Source organism: Clostridium sp. CM037 (assembly GCF_055081095.1).
On sequence record NZ_CM143650.1, the window covers coordinates 385,737 to 397,021 of the forward strand.

General features: G+C 34.2%; 12 protein-coding genes, 2 tRNA genes and 1 other annotated feature. All 14 genes read left to right on the forward strand.

Translation table 11 applies throughout. The features are described 5' to 3' along the window. Positions 1-165: 165 nt before the first annotated feature. The 14 genes from rlmB (at position 166) to rpoB (ending at position 11,272) form a co-directional block, all read left to right on the forward strand. Entirely contained in the window at positions 166-951 is a 786-nt protein-coding gene (gene rlmB, locus ACWJKP_RS01990) for a 23S rRNA (guanosine(2251)-2'-O)-methyltransferase RlmB (protein ID WP_224579231.1), read from the forward strand. Positions 952-959: 8 nt separating this feature from the next. Beyond that, positions 960-1,469 (forward strand): NYN domain-containing protein, encoded by a 510-nt coding sequence (locus ACWJKP_RS01995; protein WP_165414364.1) that lies wholly within the window; start codon positions 960-962, stop codon positions 1,467-1,469. A 99-nt stretch (positions 1,470-1,568) separates the two neighbouring features. Continuing rightward, positions 1,569-2,186, forward strand: a complete 618-nt coding sequence (gene sigH, locus ACWJKP_RS02000) for an RNA polymerase sporulation sigma factor SigH (protein ID WP_165414377.1) — start codon at positions 1,569-1,571, stop codon at positions 2,184-2,186. A gap of 69 nt (positions 2,187-2,255) precedes the next feature. Further along, positions 2,256-2,330 (forward strand) — tRNA-Gly (locus tag ACWJKP_RS02005). Between the two features lie 9 nt (positions 2,331-2,339). Continuing rightward, positions 2,340-2,415, forward strand: a tRNA-Thr gene (locus ACWJKP_RS02010). A gap of 81 nt (positions 2,416-2,496) precedes the next feature. Continuing rightward, positions 2,497-3,690, forward strand: a complete 1,194-nt coding sequence (gene tuf, locus ACWJKP_RS02015) for an elongation factor Tu (protein ID WP_224579083.1) — start codon at positions 2,497-2,499, stop codon at positions 3,688-3,690. Positions 3,691-3,881: 191 nt separating this feature from the next. After that, positions 3,882-4,031, forward strand: a complete 150-nt coding sequence (rpmG, locus tag ACWJKP_RS02020; RefSeq protein WP_125002828.1) for a 50S ribosomal protein L33 — start codon at positions 3,882-3,884, stop codon at positions 4,029-4,031. Between the two features lie 38 nt (positions 4,032-4,069). Further along, entirely contained in the window at positions 4,070-4,294 is a 225-nt protein-coding gene (secE, locus tag ACWJKP_RS02025) for a preprotein translocase subunit SecE (protein WP_165414399.1), read from the forward strand. A gap of 46 nt (positions 4,295-4,340) precedes the next feature. After that, the gene (nusG, locus tag ACWJKP_RS02030; RefSeq protein ID WP_165414400.1) at positions 4,341-4,862 is read left to right on the forward strand and encodes a transcription termination/antitermination protein NusG; all 522 of its coding nucleotides are present in this window, start codon (positions 4,341-4,343) and stop codon (positions 4,860-4,862) included. Between the two features lie 77 nt (positions 4,863-4,939). Then, complete coding sequence (gene rplK / locus ACWJKP_RS02035) at positions 4,940-5,365, forward strand: 50S ribosomal protein L11 (RefSeq protein WP_071614644.1); 426 nt, start codon at positions 4,940-4,942, stop codon at positions 5,363-5,365. Positions 5,366-5,423: 58 nt separating this feature from the next. Further along, entirely contained in the window at positions 5,424-6,113 is a 690-nt protein-coding gene (rplA, locus tag ACWJKP_RS02040) for a 50S ribosomal protein L1 (protein ID WP_165414401.1), read from the forward strand. A 37-nt stretch (positions 6,114-6,150) separates the two neighbouring features. Beyond that, positions 6,151-6,287 (forward strand) — a sequence feature (ribosomal protein L10 leader region). Positions 6,288-6,321: 34 nt separating this feature from the next. Beyond that, a complete protein-coding gene (gene rplJ, locus ACWJKP_RS02045) occupies positions 6,322-6,822 on the forward strand; it encodes a 50S ribosomal protein L10 (RefSeq protein ID WP_165414402.1) in 501 nt (166 codons plus the stop codon). Positions 6,823-6,940: 118 nt separating this feature from the next. After that, positions 6,941-7,300: a 50S ribosomal protein L7/L12 gene (gene rplL, locus ACWJKP_RS02050; RefSeq protein WP_165414403.1), complete on the forward strand. Its 360-nt coding sequence runs from the start codon at positions 6,941-6,943 to the stop codon at positions 7,298-7,300. Between the two features lie 258 nt (positions 7,301-7,558). Beyond that, positions 7,559-11,272, forward strand: a complete 3,714-nt coding sequence (gene rpoB, locus ACWJKP_RS02055) for a DNA-directed RNA polymerase subunit beta (RefSeq protein WP_165414404.1) — start codon at positions 7,559-7,561, stop codon at positions 11,270-11,272. Positions 11,273-11,285 lie beyond the last annotated feature (13 nt).

Here is an 11,285-nt window from a genome sequence, read left to right on the forward strand (position 1 = left end):
AGTAGTAAATATGACAAAGGTGGAACGTCTTCCAGAAGATTTAGAGGTGACGAACAGGGTACAAAAGAAAGTAGAGAAGATAAAGGCAGAGTAGGTAATAAAAGAAACAAACAAAGTGAAGAGAATGCACCAGAAAACAAAAAATTTGCTAGGGAAAGAACTGAAATAAGCCCTAAGAATAGTAATGTTAATAAAGAAGTTGAGACTAAAATCATTAGAGAGGATTTAGTTGAAGGAAGAAATGCAGTTATAGAAGCGCTAAAATCAGATAGAACCATAGAGTACATTCTTATTGCCAAAGGTGATATGGTAGGATCTATAAGCGTGGTACTAGCATTAGCCAAAGAAAAAGGAATTGTTACGAAAGAAGTAGATAGAAGAAAACTAGATGAAATATCACAAACTTCATCACATCAAGGAGTTATTGCTATAGTAACACCTTACAAATATTTTCAATTAAATGACATATTTGAATATGCGCGAGAAAGAGGAGAAAAGCCTTTTATAATTATACTAGATGAAATTGAAGATCCACATAACTTTGGGTCTATCATAAGAACTGCAGAGGTATGCGGAGCTCACGGAATAATTATACCTAAGAGAAAAAATGTGGGAGTTACACCAACAGTGTATAAAACATCAGCTGGTGCAATTGAACATATGAAAATAGCAAAAGTAACTAATATAAATGCAACTATTGAAGAAATAAAAGGACTCGGAGTATGGGTTTATGGTGCGGATATGGATGCCGAAAATTATGTTTTTAATACTGATTTAACTGGTGCGGTAGCCCTTGTTATTGGAAGTGAGGGTAGAGGCATTTCTAAACTTACAAAAGAAAAATGTGATGTTCTAGTAAAAATACCCATGTCAGGGAAAATAACATCTTTAAATGCATCGGTTGCAGGTGGTATAATAATGTATGAAATTATGAAGCAAAAGATTAAATGAGGTAAAAAGTGAAAACAGTTTTTGTTGATGGGTATAATGTTATAAATAGCTGGCCAAATCTTAAAAAGATTAAAGATTTTAGTTACGAATCTTCACGCCTGCAGCTTATTGACACTCTTCAAAATTACTCGGGATTTAAAGGATATAAAATATTTATAGTTTTTGATGCACAAATGGTTAAAGGTAGCCTTCAAAAAAAAGAAAGACAAGGAAATTTAGTTGTGATTTTTACAAAAGAGGGCGAAACTGCGGATGATTATATTGAGAGAATGGTCAATAATATAGGACGAAAATCCGAAGTCTGCGTTGTCACGTCAGACTCGCTAGAGCAGCAAGTTACCTTTCAAAGAGGGGCAACTCGAATGTCTTCCATTGAATTTTATCACGAAGTAATTAGTACACAAAAAGAGATTCAAATAAATATCGAAAAAAAACATTTAGGGAAAAGAAATTGGTTAGAAGAGAGAATAGATGAAAAAACATTAAAAAAACTTGAAAAAATACGCAGGAGCCATTGAATTTTCTTGACTATAGAAATTGCACTAAGGTATAATCATCTATATGACACATGTTTGGTGTGGAGGGGATATTTGTTGGAAAAAATCATTAGAGCTAGTATGGATACTTCATGCTTTGAAGAAAGATTGGATGAAGAAGTAGTCATTGAAGCACAAAATGGAAATGTTAGGGCACAAGAATATTTAATTAATAAATACAGGAATTTTATTAAAGCCAAGGCTAAGTCGTATTTTTTGATTGGGGCTGATAAAGAAGATATTTACCAAGAAGGAATGATAGGTCTCTATAAGGCCATTAGAGATTTTAAGGCAGATAGATTATCTTCTTTTAGGGCTTTCGCAGAAATTTGTGTTACAAGACAGATAATTACAGCAATAAAAACAGCTACTCGCCAAAAACACATTCCCCTTAATACATATATATCTTTAAATAAGCCAATATATGACGAGGAATCAGACAGAACATTATTGGATGTGTTATCAGGTGCTAAAATTACTGATCCCGAAGAGCTAGTTATAAGCCGTGAAGAAGTAATAAGCATTCAAAATGAAATTGGGGAAGTTCTTTCAGAACTAGAGATGGAAGTGTTGATGTCATACTTAGATGGTAAATCTTATCAAGAGATTGCTTGTGATTTAGATAGGCATGCAAAGTCTATTGATAATGCGCTACAAAGAGTAAAAAGAAAATTAGAAAAATGTCTAAGCAAAAGATGAAAATACATTGACAAAAAAATAAACAGTAGTATAATCAATAATTGGTGTATAGCTTTAAGTTGTACGTCGGCGGGAGTAGCTCAGTGGTAGAGCACCAGCTTCCCAAGCTGGGTGTCGCGGGTTCGATACCCGTTTCCCGCTCCAAAATTTAATGCCCATATAGCTCAGTCGGCAGAGCGTCACCTTGGTAAGGTGGAGGTCACCGGTTCAATTCCGGTTATGGGCTCCATAACTATTAAATCCGTACAATACGCTAGGATGAGTTTACTTGCACAAAAGTGTAATTATTTATATTGAGGAGGAATACAAAATGGCAAAGGCAAAGTTTGAAAGAAGCAAACCACACGTAAACATTGGAACAATAGGGCACGTAGATCACGGCAAGACAACATTAACAGCTGCAATAACAGCAGTACTCGCAACTAAAGGTCTAGCAGAAGTATCTAGGTTTGACCAAATTGACAAAGCACCTGAGGAAAGAGAAAGAGGAATTACAATAAATACATCACATGTTGAGTATGAAACAGATAATAGACATTATGCACATGTTGATTGCCCAGGACATGCAGATTATGTAAAGAACATGATCACAGGCGCAGCACAAATGGATGGAGCAATTCTAGTTGTTAGTGCAGCAGATGGCCCAATGCCTCAAACAAGAGAGCATATACTATTAGCAAGCAGAGTTGGAGTAGGATATATAGTAGTATTCTTAAACAAAGCAGATATGGTAGATGATCCAGAATTATTAGAACTTGTTGAAATGGAAGTAAGAGAATTATTAAGTGAGTATGACTTCCCTGGTGACGACATCCCAGTAGTAACAGGATCAGCGTTAAAAGCATTAGAAAACCCAACTGATGAAGAAGCATCAAAATGCATAACTGAATTAATGGAAGCAGTAGATAGCTACATTCCAACACCAACAAGAGCAACAGATAAAGCATTCTTAATGCCAGTAGAAGATGTATTCACAATCACAGGTAGAGGAACAGTTGCTACAGGAAGAGTTGAAGCTGGAATACTTAAGGTTGGAGAAGAAGTAGAAATCGTAGGACTTAGCGAAGATAAAAGAAAAGTTGTATGTACAGGAGTTGAAATGTTTAGAAAACTTTTAGATCAAGCAATGGCCGGAGACAACATCGGAGCATTACTAAGAGGAGTACAAAGAACAGATATTCAAAGAGGTCAAGTACTTTCTAAACCAGGTTCAATACATCCACATGATAAATTTGTAGGTCAAGTATATGTACTTAAAAAAGAAGAAGGCGGAAGACATACTCCATTCTTCGACGGATATAGACCACAGTTTTATTTCAGAACAACTGATGTAACTGGATCAATAAAATTACCAGACGGAATGGAAATGGTAATGCCAGGAGATCACATAGACATGAATGTTGAACTAATCACTCAAGTAGCAATGGATGAGGGATTAAGATTCGCAATCAGAGAAGGTGGAAGAACAGTAGGTTCAGGAGTTGTTACTTCAATAGTTAAATAATACAAACAAAAAAATGCATTATGAATTAGAAGAAAGAAAATTGTTTAATAAAAAAACACCTTGAACTAATTCATTGACATATGTATTAAATTGTGATAACTTATTTAAGTATAACAAAAATGCTAAAGATAGCTTAGCGCTTAATAAGTATGAGCTTTCTTAAATAGATGGAAAACCGGGAGGTGTAGATTGTGAGAGTAAAAGTAACTTTAGCTTGTACTGATTGCAAACAGAGAAATTACAATACAATGAAAAACAAAAAAAATAACCCAGACAGAATAGAAATGAAGAAATACTGTAAGTTCTGCCACAAACATACACTTCATAAAGAAACAAAATAATACAGCATTAAACACAAAACAGTAGGGATGTGAATAAAATGGCTGTTACTGGGAATGTTAAAGTAAAGGAAAAATCAAACCAAAAAGGTATAGTGAAGTTTTTCAATGAACTTAAGGCAGAGGCGAAAAGAATAACTTGGCCTTCAAAACAAGATGTTAAAAAGGCAACTTTTGCAGTGACAAGTTTTTGTTTTATTTTTGTGATTTTAATAGGTTTGTTGGATTATGGTTTTAAGAACCTCTATAAACTAATCTTTAAATAAGGTAAAGGAAGGAGGTAGGGGGACGGAATACTCCACCCCTTGAGCTATGGCAGATAAAGCTAAATGGTATGTTGTACATACATATTCTGGTTATGAAAATAAAGTTAAAGTCAACCTAGAAAAAGCGATCGAAAATAGAAATCTTGAAGAATATGTACACGATATTCAAGTGCCTATGGAAGAAGTAGTTGAAGTAAAGGATGGAAAAAAGAAAATAACTTTAAAAAAGGTGTTTCCAGGTTATGTTATGGTTAAAATGCTTATGACAGATGAATCTTGGTATATAGTTAGAAATACCAGAGGTGTAACTGGGTTCGTAGGACCGGGTTCTAAACCGGTAGCTCTTACTGAAGATGAAGTTAGAACTATGGGTATAGCAGAAAAAACTATAGTTGTTGACTACGAAATAGGTGAGAATATTCAGGTGATGTTTGGACCATTAGAAGGATTTGTTGCTTTAATACAAGAAATTCATTTGGAAAAGCAAAAAATTAAAGCACTTATAAATATGTTTGGCAGGGAAACTCCTGTTGAACTGGAATTCAATCAAATACAAAAACTAGACTAGATACTTAATAAAACGAAAGTTTTAGTAAGTGGGAGGATTTTTAATCCGCTTTACCACAATATAGGAGGTATAAATTCATGGCTAAGAAAATAACAGGAATGATAAAACTTCAACTTCCTGCAGGAAAAGCTACCCCAGCACCACCAGTTGGACCAGCACTTGGACAACACGGAGTTAATATCATGGGATTCTGTAAAGAATTCAACGCGAAAACTTCGGATCAAGCAGGTATGATAATACCAGTAGTAATAACAGTATATCAAGATAGATCTTTTAGTTTCATACTGAAAACTCCACCAGCGGCAATATTGTTAAAGAAAGCAGTTGGATTAGAAAGCGGTTCTGGTGTTCCAAACAAAACCAAAATTGCTACAGTTTCTAAAGCTAAAGTAAGAGAAATAGCAGAACTTAAGATGCCAGATTTAAATGCAGCATCAATTGAATCTGCGATGAGTATGATAGCTGGAACAGCAAGAAGTATGGGAATAGTTGTAGAAGAATAATTTTAAATTAATTACGTGGGAGGTAAAAACCGTTATTACCACGAAGGAGGATGCTATTATGGGAAAAAATTACATAGAAAGCGCTAAGCTTATAGATAAAAATGCTCTATATACACCAACAGAAGCTATGGAACTTGTGGTGAAAACATCTAAAGCTAAGTTCGATGAAACTATAGAACTCGCTATAAGCCTTGGTGTTGATCCAAGACATGCAGACCAACAAGTTAGAGGTGCAGTAGTACTTCCTCATGGAACAGGTAAAACAGTTAAAGTTTTAGTTTTTGCTAAAGGTGAGAAAGCTAAAGAAGCGGAACTTGCAGGAGCAGACTTCGTTGGAACTGATGAATTAGTTGAAAAAATACAAAAAGAAAATTGGTTTGAATTTGATATAGTTGTTGCTACTCCAGATATGATGGGTGTTGTTGGTAAATTAGGTAGAGTACTTGGACCTAAGGGATTAATGCCAAATCCAAAGTCAGGAACAGTTACATTTGATGTTGCTAGAGCAATAAATGAAATAAAAGCTGGTAAAGTTGAGTATAGAGTTGATAAAACTTCTATAATTCATGTACCGCTTGGAAAAAAATCTTTTGGTGCTGAGAAATTAGTTGCAAACTTTCATGCTTTAATGGAAGCAGTAGTTAAAGCTAAACCATCAGCAGCTAAAGGACAATACTTAAAATCAGTATCAGTTTCAAGCACTATGGGACCTGGAATAAAAGTCAATCAAGCTAAAGTATTAGACTAGTATTGACAAATAGGGTTAAACATGATACAATTTCCAGAGTGAAATAAATGATATTCCGTAGATAGTAGGTGCGAAAGCGTAAAAGACAACATGCCTACCGAGGATTCCTATAAGTATACTTGTATACATATATTAGGTCTCTTCGTGTCTACGGAGAGATTTTAATTTTTTATAAAGCAGTTAAAAACTGTTAGGAGGTGGATATATAGTGTTAAGCAATAATAGACAAGTAAAAGAAGCAAAAGTAGCAGAAATAAAAGAAAAATTAGCAAAAGCTCAAGGTGTAGTATTTAGTCAATATCAAGGTCTAAATGTAGAAGAAGATACGCAACTAAGAAAAAACCTTAGAGAAGTTGGGGTAGAATATAAAGTTTATAAAAACACTTTAGTTATTCTAGCGGCTAGGGAATTAGGAATTGAAGGTATAGAAACTCACCTACAAGGATCTATTTCAATGGCATTTGGATATGAAGATGCAACTGTTGCAGCTAGAGTTTTAAATGAATTTGCAAAAACTCATAAAAAATTAGAGCTTAAAGCAGGCATAATTCAAGGTAAAATATTCGATGGTGCCGAGGTTAATGCTCTTGCATCAATACCACCAAGAAATGTTCTTATTGCAAAATTACTTGGAAGCTTCAAAGCTCCATTATCAAATCTTGCATACCTATTGAATTCAGTTAAAGAGCAAAAGGAATCAGCTCAATAATATTTTAAATATTAAGCTGAAGTACATAGCGATTTTTAATTGATTCAAATTATGCCTTTTTTAAAAAGGCAAGTACAAAACAATATTTATATGAAAAAAATTCGGAGGTGCATTTATAATGACAAGAGAAGAAATTATTCAAGCTATAAAAGATATGAGTGTTTTAGAATTAAATGAATTAGTAAAAGAGTGTGAAACAGAATTTGGAGTGAGTGCTTCTGCACCAGTTGCAGTTGCAGGAGTTGCTACAGCAGCTGTTGAAGAAAAAACTGAATTTGACGTAATTTTAACTAGTGCAGGCGCTAGCAAAATTAAAGTTATTAAAGTTGTTAGAGAAATAACTGGATTAGGATTAAAAGAAGCTAAAGATATAGTTGATGGAGCACCTAAGGCAATTAAAGAAGCTATAAGCAAAGAAGATGCAGAAGCATTAAAAGCTAAAATAGAAGAAGTTGGCGGCGCAGCAGAAATAAAATAATTTTATCATAAACAGGGTACTTTTAGATAAGAGTGCCCTTTTTTAAAATGTTATGTTGACATAGAATTATACTTATGATAATATAGCGTAATGCATTAAAATTAGTAGCTTAACGTTGAAAAAGCAATTACTGGTTAATGTGAATTAAATTAACAAAAATGGTTATAATAACATAATAAATATGTGAATCCAAAAGCATAAGGTCCTAGGGGAAAGTGTGTTTTTGGTTATTTTAGTTTATACAAGGGGTGAAAGCTGATGGTACATCCTGTCCAATTAGGTAAAAGAACAAGAATGAGTTTTTCAAAAATAGGTGAAGTAACTGATATGCCAAATTTAATTGAGATACAGTTAGACTCTTATAATTGGTTTTTAAAAGAAGGACTTCAAGAGGTTTTTGATGATATAAATCCTATTCAAGACTATACTGGGAATCTTGTTCTAGAGTTTGTAGGATACAAACTTGATACAGATAACATTAAGTATACTGAAGAACAATGTAAGGAAAGAGATACAACTTACGCAGCACCGTTAAAAGTTAAGGTTAGATTGCGTAATAATGAAACAGGTGAAATTAAGGAACAAGAAGTCTTTATGGGAGACTTCCCACTGATGACACCACAAGGAACATTTGTTATAAATGGAGCAGAAAGAGTTATAGTAAGTCAATTGGTTAGATCGCCAGGGGTTTATTACAATTATTCTGTTGATAAAACTGGAAAAAAACTTTACTCTGCAACGGTAATCCCAAACAGAGGAGCATGGCTCGAGTATGAAACAGATTCTAATGAAATTGTATATATTAGAATTGACAAGACAAGAAAACTGCCTATAAGTATTTTGGCCAGAGCTATGATGGATAATGGTAGTGATTTAGACTTACATCAATTATTAGGTGAAGAAGAAAGACTAAAAGCTACAATAGAAAAAGATAATACTAAAACAAGAGAAGAAGCTTTGATAGAAATATATAAGAGATTAAGGCCAGGCGAACCACCTACAGTGGATAGTGCGGTATCTCTTATTGATTCACTATTCTTTGATGCTAAGAGATATGATTTATCAAGAGTTGGTAGATATAAATTTAATAAGAAGTTATCAATTAATCACAGAATTGCAAACAAAATTGCTGCTGAAAATATTGTTAACCCTACAACTGGCGAAGTTATAGTTGAAAAAGGTCAAAAGATAGATAGAGAAGTTGCTCTAGAAATTCAAAACTTAGGAATTAATGTAGTAGATCTTCAAGTAGAGGATAAGGTGTTAAGGGTTATAGGAAATCACTTTGTTAACATTAATAAAGTAGTTAACTTTGATATTTCTGATCTTAATATTAGGGAAATGGTCCATTATCCAACATTAAAAGAGATATTGGATAATTTTAGTGATGAAGAATCAATTAAAGAACAAATAAAAGCTAATAAAACTAGATTAATACCTAAACATATAATTAAAGATGATATGTATGCTACAGTGAGCTACGAGTTAGGACTAACTTACGATATCGGTTATATTGATGATATTGATCATTTAGGAAACAGAAGAATTAGATCTGTAGGTGAACTTTTACAAAATCAATTTAGAATTGGTTTATCTAGAATGGAAAGAGTTGTCAAAGAAAGAATGACAATCCAAGACCAAGAAGGAATAACGCCTCAGGCGCTTATAAACATAAGGCCTGTAGCCGCAGCTATAAAAGAATTCTTTGGAAGTTCACAACTTTCTCAGTTTATGGACCAAACAAATCCATTATCAGAACTTACAAATAAAAGAAGATTATCTGCACTAGGACCAGGCGGTCTCTCTAGGGAGAGAGCTGGGTTTGAGGTTAGAGATGTTCATTACTCGCATTATGGCAGAATGTGCCCTATAGAAACTCCAGAAGGACCCAATATAGGACTTATTAATTCACTTGCGAGTTACGCTAAAGTTAATGAATATGGGTTTATTGAAACACCATATAGGATTGTAGATAAGAAAACATCAGTAGTTACAAACGAAATTGTGTATATGACTGCGGATGAAGAAGATGCATATCTAGTAGCGCAGGCAAGTGAACCAATTAGCGAAGATGGTACTTTTGTAGATGAAAAAGTAACTGTAAGAGCTAAAGAAGAAGTAATGGTTGTTCCAAAAGAAGAAGTAGATCTTATGGATATATCACCAAGACAGATAGTTTCTGTTGCTACAGCAATGATACCATTCCTTGAAAATGATGATGCTAGTCGTGCGCTAATGGGTTCCAACATGCAACGTCAAGCAGTACCACTACTTAAATCACAATCGCCAATTGTAGCTACTGGAATAGAATATAGAGCTGCAGTAGATTCTGGTGTACTTCCGAAAGCTAAAAACGCCGGCACAGTTGAGTATGTAAGTGCTAACGAAATTAAGGTAAGAAGAGATTCAGATAGTGGATTAGATGTTTATAAAATTCTAAAGTTTAAAAGATCTAATCAGGGTACGTGTATAAATCAAAAACCTATAGTTAATAAAGGCGAAAAAGTTGAAGTAAATACTGTTTTAGCAGATGGACCTTCAACTGACCTTGGAGAAATAGCATTAGGTAAGAACATCCGTATTGGGTTTGTAACTTGGGAAGGTTATAACTATGAGGATGCGATGTTAATATCTGAAGAACTTGTTCGTGATGATATATTTACATCGGTGCACATTGAAGAATATGAATCAGATGCAAGAGATACAAAGCTTGGACCAGAAGAAATAACTAGGGATATTCCTAATGTTGGCGAAGATGCACTTAAAGATATAGATGAGGGCGGAATAATAAGAATAGGTGCTGAGATAAGATCTGGAGATATTCTAGTTGGAAAAGTAACTCCAAAGGGAGAAACAGAACTTACCGCAGAGGAAAGATTATTAAGGGCAATATTTGGAGAAAAGGCAAGAGAAGTAAGAGATACATCACTTAGAGTGCCACATGGCGAAGCTGGAATAATAGTTGATGTTAAAGTGTTCACTAGAGAAAATGGTGATGAACTTCCACCAGGTGTAAATGAACTAGTTAGATGTTATATAGCTCAAAAGAGAAAGATATCTGTAGGCGATAAGATGGCAGGAAGACATGGTAATAAAGGGGTTATATCTAGAGTATTACCAGTAGAAGATATGCCGTTTTTACCTGATGGAAGGCCACTTCAAATATGCTTAAATCCACTAGGTGTTCCTTCTCGTATGAATATAGGCCAGGTATTAGAGGTCCACTTAGGATGGGCAGCTAGTGAATTAGGTTGGCATATTGCAACACCAGTATTTGATGGTGCGCTTGAAGAAGAAATTGAAGCGTGCTTGGAAAAAGCAGGATATAATACAGATGGAAAAACTGATTTATATGATGGAAGAACAGGAGAAGCATTTGACAACAGAGTTACTGTTGGATATATGTATATCTTAAAGTTACATCATTTAGTAGATGACAAAATACATGCTAGATCTACAGGTCCATATTCTCTCGTAACTCAGCAACCATTAGGTGGTAAAGCACAGTTTGGTGGCCAAAGGTTTGGAGAAATGGAAGTTTGGGCATTAGAAGCTTATGGTTCAGCTCATACATTACAAGAGATTTTAACAGTTAAATCCGATGACGTTGTAGGAAGAGTTAAAACATATGAAGCAATAGTAAAAGGCGAGAATATTCCAGAACCTGGTGTGCCTGAATCCTTTAAAGTTCTTATAAAGGAATTACAAGCGTTGTGTTTAAATGTTAAAGTTCTTACTGATGAATTAGAAGAAATTAAACTGAAGGAATCAGTTGATGATGAAATGGAAGAATTAAATTTAAATGTTAACATAGAAGGATCAGAAGATATAATTCCTGAAGCACCAACGGAAGAGTACATTGAGCTTATCGATGAAGATGAAGAACTGGACATTGATATAAATTATGATGAAATACCGGCAGAAGAATTTGGTGAAGACTTAGAATTAAATGATTTTAATGATGAACATTAATATGAAGGGAGGA